This window comes from Undibacterium sp. Rencai35W (assembly GCF_049340185.1).
GTDB lineage: Bacteria > Pseudomonadota > Gammaproteobacteria > Burkholderiales > Burkholderiaceae_D > Undibacterium.
In genome coordinates, this window is sequence record NZ_JBMPPC010000002.1 from 420,878 (window position 1) to 440,608 (window position 19,731).

At 49.6% G+C, this 19,731-nt stretch carries 22 protein-coding genes; 7 read left to right on the plus strand and 15 right to left on the minus strand.

What is annotated here, in order from left to right:
* Nucleotides 1-4: 4 nt before the first annotated feature.
* From ACO0K3_RS05890 to rplM, 7 genes are all read right to left on the minus strand, one after another.
* The gene (locus ACO0K3_RS05890; RefSeq protein ID WP_422982796.1) at nucleotides 5-1,573 is read right to left on the minus strand and encodes an FAD-linked oxidase C-terminal domain-containing protein; all 1,569 of its coding nucleotides are present in this window, start codon (nucleotides 1,571-1,573) and stop codon (nucleotides 5-7) included.
* 168 nt (nucleotides 1,574-1,741) lie between these two features.
* Nucleotides 1,742-2,092 (minus strand): iron-sulfur cluster insertion protein ErpA, encoded by a 351-nt coding sequence (gene erpA, locus ACO0K3_RS05895; protein WP_262835249.1) that lies wholly within the window; start codon nucleotides 2,090-2,092, stop codon nucleotides 1,742-1,744.
* An 85-nt stretch (nucleotides 2,093-2,177) separates the two neighbouring features.
* Nucleotides 2,178-2,567 carry a bactofilin family protein gene (locus ACO0K3_RS05900; protein WP_422961881.1) on the minus strand — a complete coding sequence of 130 codons (390 nt, stop codon included), beginning with the start codon at nucleotides 2,565-2,567 and terminating at the stop codon, nucleotides 2,178-2,180.
* 10 nt (nucleotides 2,568-2,577) lie between these two features.
* Nucleotides 2,578-3,300 carry a DUF6776 family protein gene (locus tag ACO0K3_RS05905; RefSeq protein ID WP_422982798.1) on the minus strand — a complete coding sequence of 241 codons (723 nt, stop codon included), beginning with the start codon at nucleotides 3,298-3,300 and terminating at the stop codon, nucleotides 2,578-2,580.
* 1 nt (nucleotide 3,301) lies between these two features.
* The gene (gene argC / locus ACO0K3_RS05910) at nucleotides 3,302-4,339 is read right to left on the minus strand and encodes an N-acetyl-gamma-glutamyl-phosphate reductase (RefSeq protein WP_422982800.1); all 1,038 of its coding nucleotides are present in this window, start codon (nucleotides 4,337-4,339) and stop codon (nucleotides 3,302-3,304) included.
* A 133-nt stretch (nucleotides 4,340-4,472) separates the two neighbouring features.
* Nucleotides 4,473-4,865: a 30S ribosomal protein S9 gene (rpsI, locus tag ACO0K3_RS05915; RefSeq protein ID WP_188566679.1), complete on the minus strand. Its 393-nt coding sequence runs from the start codon at nucleotides 4,863-4,865 to the stop codon at nucleotides 4,473-4,475.
* Nucleotides 4,866-4,874: 9 nt separating this feature from the next.
* Nucleotides 4,875-5,303 (minus strand): 50S ribosomal protein L13, encoded by a 429-nt coding sequence (rplM, locus tag ACO0K3_RS05920; RefSeq protein WP_262835245.1) that lies wholly within the window; start codon nucleotides 5,301-5,303, stop codon nucleotides 4,875-4,877.
* Between the two features lie 550 nt (nucleotides 5,304-5,853).
* Between rplM and ACO0K3_RS05925 the strand changes: the two genes are divergently transcribed.
* Nucleotides 5,854-6,309 carry an OsmC family protein gene (locus ACO0K3_RS05925; RefSeq protein WP_422982802.1) on the plus strand — a complete coding sequence of 152 codons (456 nt, stop codon included), beginning with the start codon at nucleotides 5,854-5,856 and terminating at the stop codon, nucleotides 6,307-6,309.
* 72 nt (nucleotides 6,310-6,381) lie between these two features.
* Here the strand turns inward: ACO0K3_RS05925 and ACO0K3_RS05930 are convergent, their stop codons facing one another.
* From ACO0K3_RS05930 to ACO0K3_RS05945, 4 genes are all read right to left on the minus strand, one after another.
* Entirely contained in the window at nucleotides 6,382-7,164 is a 783-nt protein-coding gene (locus ACO0K3_RS05930; protein WP_422982804.1) for a BPSS1780 family membrane protein, read from the minus strand.
* The gene (locus tag ACO0K3_RS05935) at nucleotides 7,164-8,126 is read right to left on the minus strand and encodes a homoserine kinase (RefSeq protein WP_422982806.1); all 963 of its coding nucleotides are present in this window, start codon (nucleotides 8,124-8,126) and stop codon (nucleotides 7,164-7,166) included. Before ACO0K3_RS05935 ends, ACO0K3_RS05930 begins: the two co-directional genes overlap by 1 nt.
* Before the next feature lie 63 nt (nucleotides 8,127-8,189).
* Nucleotides 8,190-8,678: a hypothetical protein gene (locus ACO0K3_RS05940; protein ID WP_422982808.1), complete on the minus strand. Its 489-nt coding sequence runs from the start codon at nucleotides 8,676-8,678 to the stop codon at nucleotides 8,190-8,192.
* Nucleotides 8,679-8,850: 172 nt separating this feature from the next.
* Complete coding sequence (locus tag ACO0K3_RS05945) at nucleotides 8,851-9,588, minus strand: TIGR00730 family Rossman fold protein (RefSeq protein ID WP_422982810.1); 738 nt, start codon at nucleotides 9,586-9,588, stop codon at nucleotides 8,851-8,853.
* A 13-nt stretch (nucleotides 9,589-9,601) separates the two neighbouring features.
* Between ACO0K3_RS05945 and polA the strand changes: the two genes are divergently transcribed.
* The 5 genes from polA (at nucleotide 9,602) to ACO0K3_RS05970 (ending at nucleotide 15,485) form a co-directional block, all read left to right on the plus strand.
* The gene (gene polA / locus ACO0K3_RS05950; RefSeq protein WP_422982812.1) at nucleotides 9,602-12,433 is read left to right on the plus strand and encodes a DNA polymerase I; all 2,832 of its coding nucleotides are present in this window, start codon (nucleotides 9,602-9,604) and stop codon (nucleotides 12,431-12,433) included.
* A 281-nt stretch (nucleotides 12,434-12,714) separates the two neighbouring features.
* Nucleotides 12,715-13,377, plus strand: coding sequence for a hypothetical protein (locus ACO0K3_RS05955; protein WP_422982814.1), 663 nt, complete (start codon nucleotides 12,715-12,717; stop codon nucleotides 13,375-13,377).
* Nucleotides 13,378-13,676: 299 nt separating this feature from the next.
* On the plus strand, nucleotides 13,677-14,030 hold the full coding sequence (locus ACO0K3_RS05960; RefSeq protein ID WP_422982816.1) for a hypothetical protein: 354 nt from the start codon (nucleotides 13,677-13,679) through the stop codon (nucleotides 14,028-14,030).
* 160 nt (nucleotides 14,031-14,190) lie between these two features.
* The gene (locus ACO0K3_RS05965) at nucleotides 14,191-14,613 is read left to right on the plus strand and encodes a rhomboid family intramembrane serine protease (RefSeq protein ID WP_422982818.1); all 423 of its coding nucleotides are present in this window, start codon (nucleotides 14,191-14,193) and stop codon (nucleotides 14,611-14,613) included.
* Nucleotides 14,614-14,720: 107 nt separating this feature from the next.
* Nucleotides 14,721-15,485: a hypothetical protein gene (locus tag ACO0K3_RS05970; RefSeq protein WP_422982820.1), complete on the plus strand. Its 765-nt coding sequence runs from the start codon at nucleotides 14,721-14,723 to the stop codon at nucleotides 15,483-15,485.
* Nucleotides 15,486-15,633: 148 nt separating this feature from the next.
* Here ACO0K3_RS05970 and ACO0K3_RS05975 read toward each other — a convergent pair whose 3' ends face one another.
* The 4 genes from ACO0K3_RS05975 to ACO0K3_RS05990 form a co-directional block, all read right to left on the minus strand.
* A complete protein-coding gene (locus ACO0K3_RS05975; RefSeq protein WP_422982822.1) occupies nucleotides 15,634-16,629 on the minus strand; it encodes an alpha/beta fold hydrolase in 996 nt (331 codons plus the stop codon).
* 106 nt (nucleotides 16,630-16,735) lie between these two features.
* Nucleotides 16,736-16,927, minus strand: coding sequence for a helix-turn-helix transcriptional regulator (locus ACO0K3_RS05980; protein WP_422955653.1), 192 nt, complete (start codon nucleotides 16,925-16,927; stop codon nucleotides 16,736-16,738).
* Nucleotides 16,924-17,337, minus strand: a complete 414-nt coding sequence (locus tag ACO0K3_RS05985) for a hypothetical protein (protein WP_422982824.1) — start codon at nucleotides 17,335-17,337, stop codon at nucleotides 16,924-16,926. The genes ACO0K3_RS05980 and ACO0K3_RS05985 overlap by 4 nt, the downstream gene beginning before the upstream one ends.
* A gap of 436 nt (nucleotides 17,338-17,773) precedes the next feature.
* On the minus strand, nucleotides 17,774-18,706 hold the full coding sequence (locus ACO0K3_RS05990) for a LysR family transcriptional regulator (protein WP_422982826.1): 933 nt from the start codon (nucleotides 18,704-18,706) through the stop codon (nucleotides 17,774-17,776).
* Nucleotides 18,707-18,873: 167 nt separating this feature from the next.
* Here ACO0K3_RS05990 and ACO0K3_RS05995 point away from each other — a divergent pair, with 167 nt between their 5' ends.
* Nucleotides 18,874-19,632, plus strand: coding sequence for an SDR family NAD(P)-dependent oxidoreductase (locus ACO0K3_RS05995; RefSeq protein ID WP_422982828.1), 759 nt, complete (start codon nucleotides 18,874-18,876; stop codon nucleotides 19,630-19,632).
* Nucleotides 19,633-19,731 lie beyond the last annotated feature (99 nt).

The window sequence follows — 19,731 nt, forward strand, 5'->3', positions numbered from 1 at the left end:
TTTTTTAAAAACGGGGTAAATCAGGGAATGCCAGTTGTCCGCGCTTGACGTGCATGCGCCCGTATTCGGCACAGCGATGCAGCGTAGGAATAGCCTTGTCCGGATTCAATAAAAATGCGGTATCGAACGCGCGCTTTACCGCACGGAACGCATCGAGCTCCGCAGTCGAAAACTGGACGCACATCGAATTAATCTTCTCAATACCGACGCCATGTTCGCCGGTAATCGTGCCACCGACTTCGACACATAACTCCAGAATCTCCGCACCAAATAATTCAGCCTGATGGAATTCGCCGTCCTTATTCGCATCGAACAAAATCAGCGGATGCAAATTACCGTCACCGGCATGAAATACATTCGCACAACGCAATCCATACTTTTGCTCCATCGCCGCAATTCCTAGCAAAACCTGGGATAAATTTTTGCGTGGAATCGTGCCGTCCATGCAGTAATAATCGGGGGAGATACGCCCTGCTGCGGGGAAGGCATTTTTTCGCCCTGACCAAAACCGCAAGCGTTCGGCCTCCGTCGTCGACACGGCAATCGCAGTCGCCCCTGCTTGCTCCAGAACCACACTCATGCGCTGAATTTCTTCTGCTACTTCATCGTCGGTACCGTCGGATTCGCATAGCAGAATCGCCTCAGCATCGACGTCATAACCGGCTTTGACGAAAGGCTCCACCATGCGCGATGAGGTCTTATCCATCATCTCTAAGCCTGCCGGAATAATACCCGCAGCGATGACGTTCGCCACCGCATTACCGCCTTTTACCACGTCATCGAAGGACGCCATGATGACGCGTGCTGCCTGCGGTTTCGGCACCAGTTTGACCGTGACTTCTGTTACCACACCCAACATTCCCTCCGATCCGATAAATACCGCCAGCAAATCCAAACCTGGCGCATCCAGGGATGCTCCACCCAGTTCAATGACTTCACCATCAATGGTCACTGCACGCACGCGCAAAACATTGTGCACCGTGAGACCATATTTGAGGCAATGCACGCCGCCGGAATTTTCTGCGACGTTGCCGCCGATGGTGCAGGCAATTTGTGAAGACGGATCGGGAGCGTAATACAAGCCGAGTCCTGCAACTGCATCAGAGATCGCGAGATTGCGCACGCCGGGTTGTACGATCGCCGTACGCGAGTAAGCGTCGAGCTTGAGGATTTTATTTAAGCGGGCGGTTGATAACACAACGCCGTCAATGATCGGCATCGCGCCGCCGGACAGTCCTGTACCAGCACCACGCGGCACGATAGGTACCTGAAGTTCGCGACAAATATGCATGACTGCGATGACTTGCTGCTCGTTTTCAGGCAAGGTAACGACCATCGGTAATTGACGATAGGCGGCAAGGCCATCGCATTCATAAGGACGGGTATCTTCTTCCTGAAACAAGACGCTACGTTCAGGAAGTACATTGCGCAGAGCCGCAACTACTTTTCGCTGTCTGTCCAGGTAAGTCTGCAATTGCGCTGTCTGCGATAACTGTGACGCTGGTGGCGCGGGCGGCAACTGAGATGACGGCTTACTGTTCTGCTGGCTACTACTATTGATCGTCTGTTCCATCGCAAATCCTCGTGTTGTACAGCGCTCGTCAAGATCGATGAGATCAGTTTTGATTAGTGTAATCAATGCAATCCGGTTTGTGATGAATTGTTGCGCAACAATGCACTGAATTTATTTCAGGCATAAAAAAAGGACGCCTTAGCGTCCTTTTTTTCTCAACTCTACAGATTATGCAGAGAAGGAAGATCCACAGCCACAAGTCGTCGTCGCGTTTGGATTCTTGATCACAAACTGCGCACCTTCGAGGTCGTCTTTATAGTCGATCTCTGCGCCGACCAGATACTGGTAGCTCATGGAATCTATCAGCAACTGCACGCCATTTTTGGTCATGGCAGTGTCATCTTCATTCACGATTTCATCGAAAGTAAAACCATACTGAAAGCCCGAACATCCGCCACCCTGGACGAAGACGCGCAGTTTCAAATCAGGATTACCTTCTTCTTCAATCAATTGCGCCACTTTGGCGGCCGCACTTTCAGTAAAAATAATCGGTGCTGGCATTTCGGCTACGGCATTCATTTCGTGCTCCTACTGTTCTGACAAGGCTTCATTATAGACCTATATCCGCCCGCGTGTTTTGACGAGAATAAGTCTAGCGGTGATTCTAATTATTAGATGAGGCAAGTTTCAAGACGGGCTCGGCTGCTTGATCATGGGTCAATTTGCCCGACACCAGAGCGCCGTTCATCATTTCCAGGGCTTTATAGTGCACATCACCTGAAATACGCGCTTTGGGCTGCAGCTCCAGCAATTCAGTTGAAAATACCGGGCCATTGATTTCGCCATTGACAACCACATGTCCTGCGCGGACCTCTCCGTCAATTTTTGCCTGCTCCGAGATCACCAGCATGCTGGATTCATCGGCCTCTGCGATGACATTGCCTTTTACGTGGCCGTCAATGCGCAAACCACCCTTGAAATGCAGGTTACCCTCAATGCTGCTGGATACGCCAATCAGGCTATCAATGGTATTTTTACTTTTACGACTAAACATGGAAAACCCCTTACAAATTGATCGATTGCTGGGCGCGTAACTGACCTTTATCCATCACTTTGGCCTGTAGCGACTTGACCGTTGCGCCTTCCGGTAGGGTCACCACACCTTCGAGTCGCTGATAATACCTGAATGACAATTTTAATTTACCAGCTTCGCCCGTCTTCGGATCGGGGAATTGCATCATAACAGGTTTGCCGCCTTGCGCCAGCGTCAGAGATAATTGCAAATCGCCAACAAAATCCCGCCCGCCTTTGCCCCCTTGCATTACCAGAACGCGGTAACGCATCTGGTTCGGCGTCACCATTTCCGCCTTTACTCTCTGGAGGGTAATTCCTTCTGGCCCGGTGGCAGATGGCATCAGGCTCTCAAAAAAAGCCAGATCATCTTTTAGCTTCAGATTTTCTGAAGTCAGATTTTTGACCTGATCCGTCAATTGCTTTTGCGTCGATTTTTCGATATTTTGCTGGCTGTCAGAGGTATTAACCTGTGCGGCGAGTTTATCGCGCTCAACTTTCAGCTCATCGACTTGCTTGTGCAGCGCTTCGACTTCTTCCGGTTTAATCTTAGGGCCGAATGCAAAACTACGGCCCAGATCATAGGTCCATAAGGCGACCGCTCCCGCCAGACCGATAATGACAGCAACAATCGCCAATTTGACGGGCCAGGGCTGATCCTGGCGTATCGTCATTTTTGAAGCGACCAGGCGTCGCTGCCCTAAGCGTCGGCTCATCTTAAGGCATCACCGCAACATGTTTCAGACCTGTTGTTTCGTTCAGGCCAAACATGATATTCATACACTGCACCGCCTGCCCTGCCGCGCCTTTGACCAGGTTATCCTGGACCACCAGCACGACCACCGTTTTACCGTTATTTGGCCGATGCAACGCGAGGCGTAACATATTTGAGCCTCGTGTAGAACGCGTTTCCGGATGACTGCCGAATGGCATAACATCGACGAAAGGCTCATCTTTATAGGCATCGTCAAACAAGGATTGCAAGGCTTCATTACTGATGTCGCTGGTCAAACGACCATAAAGCGTCGAATGCATACCGCGTATCATCGGAACCAAATGCGGCGTAAATAGCAAATCGATCTTTTCGCTACTCATGGCCTGTAATTGCTCTATGGTTTCGGGGATGTGACGATGACCAGAAACGCTATAGGCCTTAAAACTGTCACTAGCTTCTGAAAACAATAAGCTCATTTCAGCCTTGCGTCCTGCGCCGGAGACACCGGATTTACAATCGGCAATCAGATTGCCCGCATCAATCACGCCCGCTTTCAATAAAGGATAAAAACCTAATTGCATGGTCGTCGGATAGCAGCCAGGGTTACCAATCACACGCGCAGTCTTAATCTTGGCGCGGTTCAACTCTGGCAATCCATACACAGCTTCTTTAAGAAGCTCGGTACAGCTATGTGGTATGCCATACCATTTCTCGAACTGGCTAACGTCTTGCAGTCGAAAATCTGCGGCAAGATCGATCACTTTGACACCCGCAGCCAGCAACTCCGGCGCCTGAGCCATAGCGACCCCATGCGGCGTCGCGAAGAATACGACATCACAGTCGGTCAATTTTGCTTTGTCGGGGGAAGAAAAAGCTAGACCAACATGGCCGCGCAAGGACGGGTACATATCAGCAACCGGCAGGCCATCTTCTTTACGCGATGTGATCGCTGTCAAGTGCGCAGCGGGATGTGCGGATAGCAAACGCAGCAGTTCAACACCCGTGTAGCCGGTACCACCGACTATGCCTATTTTGATCATTGTATGTTCCTCGACAGAAATTTTGTTCGTATTCTAGCAGCAGAAAGAGTCCGCAATTGTAAATAAGACTCCAAAATGGAAAAAAGCCGCCAGGCTATTAACCTGACGGCTTTCAGAGACAGAGTCCGCGAGATTAACGCTTGGAGAACTGTTTTGCGCGACGTGCTTTGCGCAGACCAACTTTTTTACGTTCAACTTCACGTGCATCACGTGTAACGAAACCAGCTTTTGACAGCTCTGGCTTCAATGTTGCTTCGTAGTCGATCAAGGCACGAGTGATACCGTGACGAACTGCACCAGCTTGGCCGGATTCGCCGCCGCCGTGGACGTTAACCATGATATCGAAAGTTTCGAGGTGGTTAGTCAATTCCAAAGGCTGACGAATGACCATCAGGCCAGTTTCACGAGAAAAATATTCGTTTGCTGGTTTGCCGTTCACAACGATCTTGCCGCTGCCGGATTTCAGGAAGACGCGAGCAACTGCGCTCTTGCGACGGCCAGTACCGTAGTTGTAATTACCGATCATGGCTAATCCTTAGATGTCGAGTACTTGAGGTTGCTGCGCAGTGTGCGGATGAGTTGCCTCAGCATACACTTTCAGCTTCTTGATCATCGCGTAACCGAGTGGACCTTTAGGCAACATGCCTTTAACAGCCTTCTCGAGTGCACGACCTGGAAAACGCGCTTGCATTTTCTGGAAATTAGTTTCGTAGATACCGCCTGGGTAGCCTGTGTGACGGTAGTAAGTCTTGTTCAGAGCTTTAGTACCTGTAACACGCAGTTTACCTGCATTGATAACGACGATGAAATCGCCCGTGTCAACGTGAGGAGTAAATTCAGGTTTGTGCTTGCCGCGCAAACGGAGTGCCACTTCGCTGGCAACACGTCCGAGTACTTTGTCCGTCGCGTCAATCACGAACCAGTCGCGCTGCACTTCATGTGCTTTTGCGGAAAAGGTTTTCATGATGAATCCTAGTAAGAGTTAAAAACGCCCTGTAATCTTGGTTGCTTTGGTGGTTCTGCCGACCTTGCTTGGCAGACTCTCCCTTGTAACTTCTCTCTTGGGCTAATAGAGAGTCGGAAATTATAGTATTTTCAAAGACTTAGTGCAAGCATTGTTTAAAAAATGAGCACCTGAAAGGCAAGAAATGCGGCAAAAAGGCAAAAAAAACCCGAAGTCTGAGCTTCGGGTTGAATCCACCTAGGAGGCGGAGGAGACAATTGCGTGGTCAGTTACCAGAACTTTTTACTGCACGATAACTAACCGATGAGTCAATAATAGGACAATAAATTGTGCAGTGCAAGGTAAAAAGACCAAAATATTTTCATCTATTTGCAATTTAATGAAAATTTGTTCACGAATTATCCAAATACTCACCCAATTCCGTTTTGCCACTCTTTTTAAGTCCACACTTTCACGATTATTGTGCGCTCTATGTGATTTGTTTTGCTGCGTTACAATTAGCTGAAATTACGCTAATTACTCTAGTCAATTCATTTTACAGGTGAGAAACATGGAAGCAACAGTGCGCTGGACCGGCTTGTCCGGCATGTCATTTCTGGCAGAAACAGGGTCAGGTCATGCAGTTTTGATGGATGGCGCACCCGATGGTGGTGGCCGCAATCTGGCACCGCGTCCGATGGAAATGGTGTTGCTCGGCACGGGCGGTTGCTCAGCTTATGACGTGGTACTGATCTTGCGCAAAAGCAAACAGGACATCCGAGGCTGCGAGGTCAAACTCCAGGCCGAGCGCGCAGAAACTGAACCTAAGGTATTCACCAAAATCAATTTCCACTTTATCGTTCGTGGTCGCAACCTGAGACCCAATCTGGTCGAACGTGCAATTAAGCTCTCGCATGAAAAATACTGTTCGGCATCAATCATGCTAGAAAAGACCGCGGTCATGAGCCATACCTATGAAATTATCGAAGACATCGATATGCCATCTGAACATCAGATCGCGGAGTAATCAGCGCCCGGCAAGCAAAAAACGAAGAGACAAACAAAAAAGCGTAGTCATGATCGACTACGCTTTTTTGTTTTATTCTGGATTCGCCTGATCAGGCTTTCCAAAAACATGGGTGTAAGGCGGATAAAACGAGCAATACATCACAACAGTTAATGCCAGCGATACCGGCATCATGATGATCACCACCGCAATCGCCTTGCCAACGATAATTGCTACCATCAGACTCAAGACCATGGGCAACAATACGCCCAGCACCAGCCATGCCAGGCCATAAACAGTGAAGGCACGGCCCTCACCTCGCACGGCAAAAAAACTATAGAACACGGCCTTGCCAAGGCCCATATTTTGCCAGGCGATCAGCGGTGCGGCGAACCAGAACGCCATTAAAGCTGGCAAATAAACGACGGCGGAACACAGCATGCCCCAGAACATCGCTGTATCCGGCATGCTTTTAGGATCCTGAGGATTAATCGGTTTTTGACTCGTCAAAAAATCCCAGAACGCACCACCATCCACCAGTGCCGAAGCACCGATTGCGACCATTGCAGCAAGCAGATAGAGCAAGCCCAGCATCAGCAAGCGAGGTAAGGCCGGCGAGCGGAATCCCGTGAGTAAGACATTCGGATGCACTCGCTGCCCTGCGTCGATCTGGCGACAGGCCTGCATAAAGCTCATGGAAAACGTCGGCACCAGTATCAAAGGCATAAATTGCCCCAGCACCGGAATTAAACCTATTCCCATAGTCAGGAACATATAGGCAAAAAACAGGGCCAGCATCTCTACCGGTTGCTGACGAAATAACCGAAAACCGTCTTTAATCCACAACCAGCCACTACTCGAATTCAGTTTCATCATCAGGCTACAGGTAAGGCTGGCGCATTGCGCGATTCACGCAAACGCAAAATCCGCTCAAAATGGCCGGGGTCGTGCGGCGTGAGCATCTCGGCATCACGCGGCAAATAAAAGTCGTACAGGCGTGACAGCCAGAACCTCAGTGCTGCCGCACGCAACATCGGCTGCCATGCCGCACGTTCACCCTCAGTGAAGGGGCGCACCGCATGATAAGCCGCCAGCAAAGCCGTCACCCGCGCATCATCGAGCTCACCTGTTGCCACATCAATACACCAGTCATTCACCGTCACAGCGACGTCAAAAATCCAGGTATCGCAACCGGCAAAATAAAAATCAAAGAAACCCGTCAGCTTATCGCCATCAAACATGACGTTGTTGCGGAACAGATCCGCATGGACAGGGCCGTTTGGCAATGCGTGATAAACCGCCGTACTCGCGAAGGTTTCCTGAAAATGCATTTCAGCGCGCAATAAATGCTGGTTCGCATCCGATAAAAACGGCAACACTACGGGTGTCGTCGCATTCCACCAGTCGAGACCGCGCAGATTAGGCTGACGTATTTCAAAATCCTGCGCGGCTAGATGCATGCGCGCCAGCATCGCACCGACCTCGGCGCAGTGCAAAGGCGCTGGCGACATTTGCGAGCATCCCTCTAGTTTGCTCACGATTGCGGCGGGCTTGCCATGTAAGGCAACGACCAGCTCACCGCGATCGTTCGCGATCGGCGCTGGCACCAACACACCACGATCCGCCAGGAGGCGCATTAACTTCAGATAAAACGGCAATTGCTCGAAGCTCAGATTTTCAAAAATCGTCAGAACGAATTCACCGGATTCTGTCGTGATAAAAAAATTGCTGTTTTCAATCCCTGACGCAATCCCTTTGATTGCCGATGCCTGACCTAGCGGGAATTGCGTCATCCATGGACGAAGATCATCCAGACTTACCGATGTAAATACTGCCATTTTGCGTAGAGTGATTAGAGTCTGATGAGTATCTGATGAGGATCTGAATGAGATCCGTGACGATTATTTTTTTACCGGCATGCTGGCTGCAGCGCTTGCAGCTGAACTGGCGGCAGTACCTGTGACAGTCGCCGCTGGTTTTGCGGGAGCAGGCTGCAAGGTAGGAATAGGTTCCACTTCCTTGCTTTCTTTTTTACCGCCGAATTGCAGCACCGACCATTGCGCACCGCGGTTAGCGTCGCCCTGCACCGTGCCTTTAGGCGCATTACCGATTTCTTGATTCGGCTTGACTACGTAATTGCTCTTACCTGCTTTGACCTGGACCTCAGTGACTTTGCCGCCGACACGTTTTTCTGTCGTTTGATTTTGTTTTTCAGGTTTCGCGATCTTGACGCCGGTTTCTGGCACTTCTTCAATCTTTTCCAGTTTTGGCGGAGAAGAGTCTGGCTTGGAATCTGGCTTAGCCGCAGTCTGGGCAGCGACAGAAAAAGGGAGCAAAACAGCGCTCAGGCAGAGCAGCGCAGCGGTAGATGTGTGGGACAAGTTTTTCATGATAGTCACTTTAAGCGTGTATGCATTGAATATACATCGGGGTTGCAGCATGCCCTCATTGTAACAAAGCGGCGTGCGCGCTCCCAGCAATATTAGGACTTACTTAGGACCTGCGCATCGCACGGAGACGGTTCAAACAGCAAAATTCTCGCTCCCATAGCGATGACGACAACTATAAATACAACATACGCTGGCGTTCTTCATCCGAAGGTTCAATATCGCGCGCTTCATAAAACGCAAAAATCGCATCAACAATATTCGCCGGTTCATCAATTAACTGCACGAGATTAAGGTCACTATGCTCAATCATGCCATTACCCGCCAGCTGCGTATTGATCCACTCCAGCAAACCACGCCAAAAACTGCTGCCAACCAGAATCACAGGAATGTGACGCGTCTTACCGGTCTGTATCAACGTCAATACTTCACTCATTTCATCCAAAGTACCGAAACCACCGGGAAACACAACGTAGGCATCGGCATACTTCACAAACGCTACCTTGCGTGCAAAAAAATGCCGAAAAGTCAGCGAAATATTTTGCCAGGGATTATTTTTCTGCTCATGTGGCAATTCAATATTTAAGCCTACCGATGCAGACTCTCCCTCATATGCGCCCTTATTTGCAGCCTCCATGATGCCTGGCCCGCCACCCGAAATCACCGCAAAACCCGCATCCGATAAGCGTCTTGCGACATCCACACAAGTCAGATAGTCCGGATGATCTGCCGCCGTTCTGGCGGATCCAAAAATCGTCACTGCCGGTCCTACACCAGACAGACGTTCGGTAGACTCAATAAACTCTGCCATAATCGTGAACATATGCCAAGATTCGCGCGCCTTGAGCGCGGTGGCCTTATCGCCGGCAAGCATCTGGCGTAATTTCACTATCCTTTTTCCGCTGTCACTCATTACCGTTATCCTTATGCAAAAAACCTTGTTATTAGTCGATGGGTCTAGCTACCTCTACCGCGCATTTCACGCCATGCCCGATCTGCGCAATCCGCAAGGTGAGCCAACCGGCGCTATCTACGGCATGATCAATATGTTACGCCGATTATGCTACGATTATCCGGCAGCGTACATGGCCTGCGTGTTCGACGCCAAGGGTAAAACTTTCCGTGACGACCTGTACGCCGACTACAAAGCCCAGCGCGCACCGATGCCCGACGACTTGCGTTTACAAATCGAACCCATCCACGAAGCCGTCCGCGCCATGGGCTGGCCGATCCTGATGGTCGAAGGAGTAGAAGCTGACGACGTGATCGGCACGCTAGCGGTCGAAGCCACGTCACGTGGCATGAACACCATCGTCTCCACCGGCGACAAAGATCTGGCGCAATTGGTCAATGCCAACGTCACCCTGATTAACACCATGAGCAACGAGAAGCTCGACGAAGCCGGTGTACTCGCCAAATTCGGCGTACCGCCAAACCGCATCATCGACTATCTCACGCTGATCGGCGACACCGTCGATAACGTACCCGGCGTTACCAAGTGCGGGCCGAAAACCGCCGTCAAATGGCTAAGCGAGTTCGACAGCCTCGACGGCGTCATCGCCAATGCAGACAAAATCAAAGGCGTCGTCGGCGACAACCTGCGTCAGGCATTAGACTGGCTGCCGCAAGGTCGCGTCTTGATCACGGTCAAAACCGATTGCGATTTATCCGGCCATCACATTTCGATCGACCAGTCGCTAATCGCCAAAGAAGAGAGCAAAGAAGCCATGCTGGCGTTTTTCACCCGCTATGGCTTTAAAAGCTGGCTACGTGAATTGTCCGGTGATCCGACGGCAGGTGCGACGCCGCTGCCCACTGCCAGCACCAGCAAAAAGCAAGCGTCACCGCAAGGCGGTTTGTTTGACAGCAATAGTAACGATGGCGACACTAGCGGCAATTCCGCCAGCGATGGCGCATCCGGCGCTGCGCCAGGCGCACCGACCACTACCGATGCCGCCAGTTACGAGACCGTGCTGACCGAAGAGGCACTCGATCGCTGGCTCGATACCATCAATCAAGCCACCCTCACCTGCATCGACACAGAAACAACATCGCTGGAGCCGATGAACGCACAAATGGTCGGCATCTCGCTGAGCTGCACCGCCGGCTCCGGCGCCTACATTCCGCTCGCGCATACCTACCCAGGCGCCCCCGAACAGCTCAGCCGCGACTTCGTATTAGGAAAACTTAAGTCTTGGCTAGAAGACGACAGCAAAGCCAAAGTCGGGCAAAACCTCAAATACGACAGCCACATCTTCGCCAATCACCACGTACATTTACGTGGCATTGCGCATGACACCCTGTTGCAATCCTACGTGTTTGAATCGCATAAATCGCACGACATGGACAGTCTGGCACTACGCCATCTCGGCAAAAAAACGATCAGCTTTGAAGAAGTCTGCGGCAAAGGCGCATCACAAATTTGTTTCGATCAAGTCGACCTCGACCGCGCCACCCATTACGCGGCAGAAGATGCCGACATTACCTTGCAACTACATCAGGCGATGTGGCCAGAGATCGCGCACGATGCCAAGCTGTTGCGGGTCTATCACGACATTGAATTACCAACCTCGATTGTGCTGCAAAAAATTGAGCGCAACGGCGTCCGCATTGATCCCGACAAACTCAATGCGCAATCCCATGAAATCGGCCTGCGCCTGCTGGAGCTGGAGCAGAAAGCGTATGAACTCGCAGAGCAACCATTCAACCTGAATTCACCCAAGCAACTCGGTGAAATTTTCTTCGTCAAGCTCGGCCTCCCCGTCGTCAAGAAAACGCCCTCCGGCGCCCCCTCGACCGATGAAGAAGTATTGCAAAAACTTGCCGAAGATTATCCGCTGCCCAAAGTGTTGCTCGAATATCGAGGCCTCGCCAAACTCAAGTCGACCTACACCGACAAGCTACCCAAGATGGTCAATGCCAGTACAGGCCGGGTTCATACCAACTACGCGCAAGCTGTGGCCGTCACCGGTCGCCTGGCATCGAACGACCCCAACCTGCAAAACATTCCCGTACGCACCGCCGAAGGTCGCCGCATCCGCGAAGCCTTCGTCGCACCGGCAGGCAGCCACATCGTCTCTGCCGATTATTCGCAAATTGAGCTACGCATCATGGCGCATATCTCCGGCGACGCCAGCCTGCTTAAAGCCTTTGCCGATGGCGAAGACGTCCACCGCGCCACCGCGTCCGAAATTTTTGGTGTCACGCTGCCAGAAGTCACCAGCGAACAACGCCGCTACGCCAAAGTCATCAACTTCGGCCTGATCTACGGTATGAGCGCATTCGGCCTCGCAGGCAATCTCGGCATCGAGCGCAGCGCCGCCCAAAGCTACATCGATAAATATTTTCAGCGCTACCCAGGAGTAGCCCAATATATGGCCGACACCCGCATCCAGGCCAAAGCCCAGGGCTATGTAGAAACCGTCTTCGGCCGCCGCCTCTGGCTGGCAGAAATCAATAGCCCCAACGGTCCCCGCCGCCAGGGCGCAGAACGCGCAGCGATCAACGCCCCAATGCAAGGCACCGCCGCCGACCTGATCAAACTCGCCATGATCGCCGTACAAAACTGGCTAGAAACCGCCCAGCTCCAATCCAAAATGATCATGCAAGTCCATGATGAACTCGTGCTCGAAGTACCGGACGCAGAGCTGGAATTGGTCAAACGCAAATTGCCGGAATTGATGGCGAATGTGGCTGCTTTGAATGTGCCACTGTTAGCAGAAGTTGGCGTAGGAAATAATTGGGAAGAAGCGCATTAAGTTTGATGGAATGTCAAAACCGATCGCGCAATGCTGGTGCGGCTCTTGGAGGCATTTCAGGCTAAGAGGCGCATGGAGATTGCGGGTTTTGGTTTTAATCACACAATTACTCCGCGATTAAACTGGGTGAGTTTGTGGGGTGCAACATGCGCACCGATGATGTAAACCAACGTCAAGCGGTGCGCAGGGCGCACTACGGACTGATTGAAAATTGGCATTTCCAGTTGTAATTCACGATGATAATATTTCCATTTGATTCGATCTGATTGCTCAAGGTTAAAATGAAAAATCTAACACTCAATCTGGATAAATTCACAGAAAAAGTTGCTGCCAAAGAAAATGAAAAAGAACTCTATTGGGCATTACAATCTTTCGCCAAACGGAATGTCTATGCCTCCCATTACTATGAAGATTTCTTACTTCACTCTGAAGAAGGTAAATTATCATTGGCAAAATTTGATTGTTCAGGAAATTTGAGAAATAACTTTGAAGCTCTAATAGTCGCATTTATTGCTAATGCTCATGCAATGATTGATTCGTTTCCGTTCGTGCTATATCTTGCATTAAAACCACTAAGCTACTTAGATAGTAAAGGAAAAGAAAATAATATATCTGAAATAGATTGTGGATGGACTCACAATTTTTTAAAGTCTATTTGTAATACTTATCCCTGCAACACATCGTTAGCGAACCTATTCCAAGAGTTAATAGATGACGAAGATTTCAAGTTACTGAAAAAAATCTCAAACAATAACAAGCACAAATTTTTAGCGAGAATAAAAAATGACGGGAAATCACTTGAATTCGAAATGATTGACTTTAAAAAGAACAAAATAACGTATGTCGGTGTGCAAGAATTCTTAGTCAGATCTCACGACCACTTAATTCCAAAAGTCATTAATCTATACGAAGAAGTCGCGAAGACAGCTCTGGGAAAGTCGTGATTTTTTGCAAGCGTAGCGTGCGCACCAGTGACGCAGGAAATACCCAATCGTCGCAACGAACAAAGTTTCAATTCGTAGGGTGCGCCATGCGCACCGATAATGCAACAAGGTAACAATCATCTGCACAAGAACGAAACGGTGCGCATGGCGCACCCTACGGCCGGAGAACTATGGGTCATAGCATGATATTGTTATTTGATATCAAAAAAGCGAGCAGTCTTCACTGAAAAAATTGTTGAGCATAGTCTTATTCAACTGAACGTTTTTTCTCATTACTCAATTCAATTTCAACCCCCAAAATGACAACAGACACAGACATCCAATTAAGCGGCCCGTTCAAAGCCACGGACTCCAGCGGCAGCAGCCACGACATCAAAGCGATACGGATTTTTGATGAGGGCTACGGCATCATCGATGTCTACATCGACTTTGCTGCGCCGATAGAAAATGGCTTGTATAACGACAAAGTGTTGCTCAGCCAGATCATGGCGAAGTTACGTGAACTCGGTTATGTCGGGCCTGACTTTGGACATAGTGATCTGGGTCTGCAAGAAAGAAAGCTGATCGTGCTGGAGGCACCGGAAGAATTCTGCGTGTTCGCTGCGCGTCATGGCTGGAAAAATCTTGCCGAAGAATTTGACGATGAAGAGTGATCCGACAATTTATGATTGAGATTAAAAAATATCTCAGCGTATCAAATGCGCTAATCGCTATCAGCCTCCTGGTCGCTCTGTTGTCTAAGCTAGGCGCAGTAGATGCCGTACTAAGCCCGCTATGGATCGCTGATCCGGCCAGCCACGGCCTGGATATATTATGCATGGTGAAGTCTGGCGTCTCATCACACCGATATTTATTCATTTTGGTGTCATGCATCTGGTGTTTAATATGATGGCGATGTGGGATCTGGGTAGGCTGATTGAGAGCAGGCGAAGTACGGCGTTTTATTTGCTGTTTATTGTCGTGCTTGGTGCCGGATCAAATCTCGTGCAATTTTTGCTGACGCAATCGCCTTTCTTTGGCGGCATGTCGGGTGTGCTGTATGGCTTGTTTGGTTACATCTGGATGCAAGGACGCACCAATCCACGATTTGGCATCATCCTGACGCAACAGACGATTGTAATGATGCTCGGCTGGTTTGTTTTATGTTGGGTTGGCGTACTGGGTTCGATTGCAAACTGGGCACATACCGGTGGCCTGCTCATCGGCGTTGCCTGGGGTTATCTGGATAAACGGTAGGCATGACGTACTGGCTGGTGCATTACATAGGCGCGATTTATCTTAGAAGTACATCGCAATAATTTGATCGAATTCATTGAGCTAACACATAAGCTCACGTCATCATTATGAAAACCATTCCATCACGCCTCTTATTATCGGTAAGCTTGCTACTGACATCCTTGAGTTACGCAGCGGACAAGGAGCCGGGTGCGCTGCTTAAAATCGGTGAGTGGCGTCAAGATGTTGGTAGTTATGGTGTGCCAAAACAATTTGAACATCTGGTGCCCGCAAAATGGCCAAGGGATCAATGGTATAGCCTGATCATCGAAGAGAACGTCTTGCATATCGAGGCGCAATCCCCAGCCGACAAAAACCCGGAATGGCTGAACAAAATCGTTCGCCAGATACCGGAAGAAAACACTCCTCCGGCAAGTTCATCTGCTGAATTCACAGAGCAGGAAAGTGATGGCATCTTGCATCTGCGCGTGCCCGGATCACCGATCAAAGCGGGTAAGCATCCTCTGTATGTGTTTAAAAACGGTGGACATATTCTCAACCCCGAACTCGATTACCAATACCGCTTAAAACTGAACGAAGTGCCGTTTGGCATGCGGATTCAAAATGGACTGAAGGGAAAAAACGGTGCGCCCTACGGTGAAGGTGCAACGTACTTTATTGAATATGATGGTAAGCAGTTTGAGTACGCGCTTGGCTATTATGGCTGGGCCTCACGCATCGTCGGGATTACGGATATGGATGGCGATGGTTTCCCGGATTTCATTATCGAAATAGACGGCCCAAACAGTACGGCTGTAATTATTCTGATGTCATCCACAGCAAAGCCCGGCAAGAATACGCCTACGGCGAGCTTGCATTCTTGGGGTTGCTAAAGGCTTGCTAAGGGATTGCTAAGAGATCGTAAAAGCGTTGCGGATGGCGAGATTCTACCAGCGCGTCATCAGCGCAATATCTGTCTACCCAGATGATAAAAAATCCGCGCTGCGACTGCTGCGCGGCTTTGACCAGAGCAGATCTAACTCAGTGAATTGAATTGATAAAACTCTGCAGCTTGTCATTAAAGATGGCAGGTTGATCGAGCATGACAAAATGCCTGGCATTGCTTATTGAGATCATCTGCAAGTTTTTCACTCCGGATAGCAGCGATGCGTAATAAGCTGTTTTTTGATTCTCTGACATAGGAATCGATACAAAATCTTTTTCATAATACGGCGATACAACGGCTAAGGGAACAGTGATCGAAGGCAGATCTTTGCGCATGTCGGTAGCAAACAATTCCGTCATGTAGTCAACAAATGCGGTGCGGTCACTGGTCGCACTGCGGATGGCCAGTTTTTTTGCAAGTTCCTGGTCAATGACGCCGATCACTTGCATATATTTTAGTTGTTGATCGGCGAAAACTTCTTGGGTGACGCCGGACATTTGCGTTTTCATTCCCTGGCTCATGGCTTGTCTCTGTTCTGTGGTCAAATTCTCGGATCGTGGCATTACAGGCAGGCCGTCAACAGCAAAAACACCGCTAATCAGATTGGAATAATCCTCTGCAAACCAAATCGATAAAGCCGCACCTAAACTATGACCAATCAATATGGGTTTTTGGATATTCTTTATCCTTATTAACTCGGCCAGTGATTCTTTGGCTTTGAGCAATTTGGCGCCGGGCATAGCGGGTTTTCCGTTAAAGCCTGCGAGGGTGATCAGATAAATACTGTGCTTATTTTGTAGCGCTTTGACCGTGTCATCCCAGACGTAAGCACCGCTGGACAAGCCGGGGATCAGAATGACAGGTGCGCCTTTTGCATTCGGGTTGAGGTACTGTTCGACATACATACTGCCGATCTGATATTCCGTCGCCGTACTGGGTCTGGACAGTTCATTAGCAACAGCGGATGTGTCAGTCGATGCACCAGCAGATGCGTCAGCCGCTTTACTGCTACCGGACGAAATCGCCGTAATGATGGCGACAATGAGTGCGAAATAGGATATTTTGTTTTGGCAAAAAGATGGGAAGCTCATGGTAATTCCTCTATCAATTATTAACAGTTGTTGATGAACTGAATTTCTAAAATCAACTGAGTTCATCTCTGAGTACACTCTTTATCGGGTTAGCGGATTATCTGGCTCAATCGACGAAGAAAATTTTTTCAATCGGCAATCCAAATAATTTGCTAATCGTAAAAGCCAGTGGCAAGCTAGGGTCATAACGTCCGGTTTCAATCGCGTTCACCGTCTGTCGCGAGACATCCAATAAGTCGGCGAGCGCAGCCTGACTTAAGTCTCTCTGGGTTCGTAATTCTTTGACGATGTTTTTCATTTTTCACGCTCCAGAATTTTGCGAATACCGATAATCAGGCACCAGCACCCCATAAAAATGCCGTAGGTGACAAATCCGCTCAAACGAGGAAAACCTATCCCCTCCAGAAACCCGTAACTGAAGCTAAAAAATGCGGTGATAGCACCGGAAATCGCCACCACCTCGAGCAGCCAGACGCGGACATAATCATCCATGCGCTTGAAATTACGTACGATCGCCCACAGCGCCCCAAACGCGGGAACCACTGGCGTCATGACGATCAAAGTACGGAGCACACTGTCCGCCATCGGCTTTGCATAACTAATTGAAACGAGCAAAACAACCACGTACAGCACAACCGACAAACCTAGTTCCTTGCGGTATTTCCTTGCTATTTCTTTGTCTCTTTTTGAATATGCTGCTTCATTCATTTGGATCTCCTTAAACAAAATGTAAAGCCTGCTTGACACTGATGCCGTTAAAAAAAGCAGGGTGAATGGTCACCTTGCTGAATTTATTTTTTACTGCGCAGTTACTTCGGTTTTTACTTCGTTTTGTACTGCCTTTTTTACTACGCTGATGACTAGATTCTCGTTCGCTTGCTCAAAGTTTTAACGAGTCTGCATTCCACTGCACTAAGTCAAGGAAACTTGACACGACTCTACAAAAAATAAGTAGCGATTCAAGCTATTTTTTCGCTGCCCAACTTTTTTACCTCGATTACGATGTAAAGCATGTTTTACATATTAGGTCTCAATAAACCAGATGTCAAGCATGCTTTACAAATTATTTGAATAGTCAGTAGTTTTTATAGGCAATTGAAGTCAGCTCGTCTTACCTGAGCGCGACGACAAACTCCTTGTACCACTAGGTACCGCGCGAATCTGGCGACACCAGATATGGTGCCATCACCTCCGCGATCCAGTTCATCAGACGCTGTGTGCGTTTGGGCAGGTGTCGCCGGTTAGCGTATAACAAAGAGACGGGCATGGCTTGTGCGGTGTAAGCGGGCAAAATCTCGACCAGCCGTCCCGCAGCAATCAGCTCGCGCTGCATGCCGATCACCGGCACCTGGATAATGCCAAAGCCCGCCAGGCAGGCGGCTTGATAAGCATCGCTGTTATTGACGGTGATGCTGCCAGTCATCTTCAGAGTTTTATTTTGTCCGTTGTCGACATATTCAAATCCCACCGGCTTGCCGCCAAAGTGGGCGGTGTAGTGAATCAGGCGATGCTGGCGCAAGTCGTCCAGCGACTGTGGTGTGCCAAAGCGTGCAAGATAATCGGGGCTGACACAATTAATTTGCCGCAGCTCGCCCAGCTGTCTGGCAATCAGTGCGCTCTCACCCAAGCTGCTGAGCGCACCGATACGCATCACGCAATCAAAGCCTTCTCTGACCAGATCGACCCGGCGATCGGTGCTGCTGATTTCAACTTCTAGCTTAGGCAGCCCCTGTAAGAATTCCGGCAAACGGGGAATCAGAATATAACGCGCAACACCAATCGGTAAATCAATGCGCAAACGCCCGCTGATCTCGCCCTCACCTTGCTGAAACATCGTCTGCAACTCGTCCATATCGGCGAGCATGTCTTTGCTGCGCTCATAGAACAAGACGCCGTCCTGCGTCATCTGTACCGTGCGCGTGGTGCGGTTAAGCAGCCGCGTGCCGAGCAAGCTTTCTAGCTGTTTGATGGCGGTGGAGATGCTGGCCTTGGGCAGACCGAGACTGTCTGCCGCCTGGGTAAAGCTGGCAAGCTCGGCAACCCGCACATAGATTTGCATAGCTTCCAGTCGATTCATGGCAAGGCTCCGTCTGTTATTTATTGTTCGCTATTTATTATTCGTTATTTACGAACAGTGCAATCATTTTAACTATCTTTATACCATTTAAATCAAGTTATACACTGCCTCCATCCCAAACAATTTGGGCAATATACATTTAATCTACATTAACCAGGAGCAACAAAATGACTCAAAAAATCGCAATCATTACCGGTGGTAGTCGTGGTCTGGGCAAAAACGCCGCACTGAAACTCGCGGCCCAAGGCGTCGATATCATTCTGACCTATCAAAGTAAGCAATCAGATGCGCTGGCCGTCGTTGCCGAGATCGAAGCGCTGGGCCGTAAAGCGGTTGCGCTGCAACTCGATGTCGGCAAGGTAAGCAGCTTCGCCGAGTTCAGCAATCAGGTGCACGCGGCATTGAACCAGACCTGGCAACGTCAGCATTTTGATTTTTTGGTGAACAACGCGGGGATCGGTATTCATGCGACGTTTGCCGAGACCAGTGAGGCGCAGTTTGATCAGTTGGTGAATATTCAGTTCAAGGGTGTGTTTTTCCTGACGCAGGCCTTGCTGCCACTGATCGCGGATCATGGACGTATTTTGAATGTCTCAACTGGACTGACTCGCTTTGCCTTGCCTGGCTATGTCGCGTATGCGTCGATGAAAGGCGCGATCGAAGTCCTGACAAAATACCTGGCTAAAGAACTCGGACCACGCGGCATCTCCGTGAATGTCATCGCACCAGGCGCGATTGAGACGGACTTTGGCGGCGGCGCTGTCAGAGACAACCAGCAGCTGAATCAGTTTGTCGCGAGCCAGACAGCATTAGGCCGCGTCGGTTTGCCGGATGATATCGGTGGAGTAATCGCATCTTTGTTGTCGGATGGCAGCGGCTGGATCAATGCGCAGCGTATCGAGGCATCCGGTGGGATGTTCCTGTGATCGGTTAAGACTTATGCCGTAATGCCGTAATGCTGTAATGCTGTAATGCTGTAATGCTGTAATGCTGTAATGCTGTAATGCTGTAATTATCAAATCATT

Coding starts and splice junctions, on each gene's coding strand:
- rpsI (WP_188566679.1), bottom strand. CDS start 4,865: ATGATCGGTAATTACAACTACGGTACTGGCCGTCGCAAGAGCGCAGTT.
- ACO0K3_RS05960 (WP_422982816.1), top strand. CDS start 13,677: ATGACAACAGACACAGACATCCAATTAAGCGGCCCGTTCAAAGCCACG.
- ACO0K3_RS05965 (WP_422982818.1), top strand. CDS start 14,191: ATGCATGGTGAAGTCTGGCGTCTCATCACACCGATATTTATTCATTTT.
- ACO0K3_RS05890 (WP_422982796.1), bottom strand. CDS start 1,573: ATGGAACAGACGATCAATAGTAGTAGCCAGCAGAACAGTAAGCCGTCA.
- ACO0K3_RS05955 (WP_422982814.1), top strand. CDS start 12,715: ATGAAAAATCTAACACTCAATCTGGATAAATTCACAGAAAAAGTTGCT.
- erpA (WP_262835249.1), bottom strand. CDS start 2,092: ATGAATGCCGTAGCCGAAATGCCAGCACCGATTATTTTTACTGAAAGT.
- ACO0K3_RS05990 (WP_422982826.1), bottom strand. CDS start 18,706: ATGAATCGACTGGAAGCTATGCAAATCTATGTGCGGGTTGCCGAGCTT.
- ACO0K3_RS05970 (WP_422982820.1), top strand. CDS start 14,721: ATGAAAACCATTCCATCACGCCTCTTATTATCGGTAAGCTTGCTACTG.
- ACO0K3_RS05985 (WP_422982824.1), bottom strand. CDS start 17,337: ATGAATGAAGCAGCATATTCAAAAAGAGACAAAGAAATAGCAAGGAAA.
- ACO0K3_RS05925 (WP_422982802.1), top strand. CDS start 5,854: ATGGAAGCAACAGTGCGCTGGACCGGCTTGTCCGGCATGTCATTTCTG.
- ACO0K3_RS05940 (WP_422982808.1), bottom strand. CDS start 8,678: ATGAAAAACTTGTCCCACACATCTACCGCTGCGCTGCTCTGCCTGAGC.
- ACO0K3_RS05945 (WP_422982810.1), bottom strand. CDS start 9,588: ATGAGTGACAGCGGAAAAAGGATAGTGAAATTACGCCAGATGCTTGCC.
- rplM (WP_262835245.1), bottom strand. CDS start 5,303: ATGAAAACCTTTTCCGCAAAAGCACATGAAGTGCAGCGCGACTGGTTC.
- ACO0K3_RS05980 (WP_422955653.1), bottom strand. CDS start 16,927: ATGAAAAACATCGTCAAAGAATTACGAACCCAGAGAGACTTAAGTCAG.
- argC (WP_422982800.1), bottom strand. CDS start 4,339: ATGATCAAAATAGGCATAGTCGGTGGTACCGGCTACACGGGTGTTGAA.
- ACO0K3_RS05935 (WP_422982806.1), bottom strand. CDS start 8,126: ATGGCAGTATTTACATCGGTAAGTCTGGATGATCTTCGTCCATGGATG.
- ACO0K3_RS05900 (WP_422961881.1), bottom strand. CDS start 2,567: ATGTTTAGTCGTAAAAGTAAAAATACCATTGATAGCCTGATTGGCGTA.
- ACO0K3_RS05995 (WP_422982828.1), top strand. CDS start 18,874: ATGACTCAAAAAATCGCAATCATTACCGGTGGTAGTCGTGGTCTGGGC.
- ACO0K3_RS05930 (WP_422982804.1), bottom strand. CDS start 7,164: ATGATGAAACTGAATTCGAGTAGTGGCTGGTTGTGGATTAAAGACGGT.
- ACO0K3_RS05905 (WP_422982798.1), bottom strand. CDS start 3,300: ATGAGCCGACGCTTAGGGCAGCGACGCCTGGTCGCTTCAAAAATGACG.
- ACO0K3_RS05975 (WP_422982822.1), bottom strand. CDS start 16,629: ATGAGCTTCCCATCTTTTTGCCAAAACAAAATATCCTATTTCGCACTC.
- polA (WP_422982812.1), top strand. CDS start 9,602: ATGCAAAAAACCTTGTTATTAGTCGATGGGTCTAGCTACCTCTACCGC.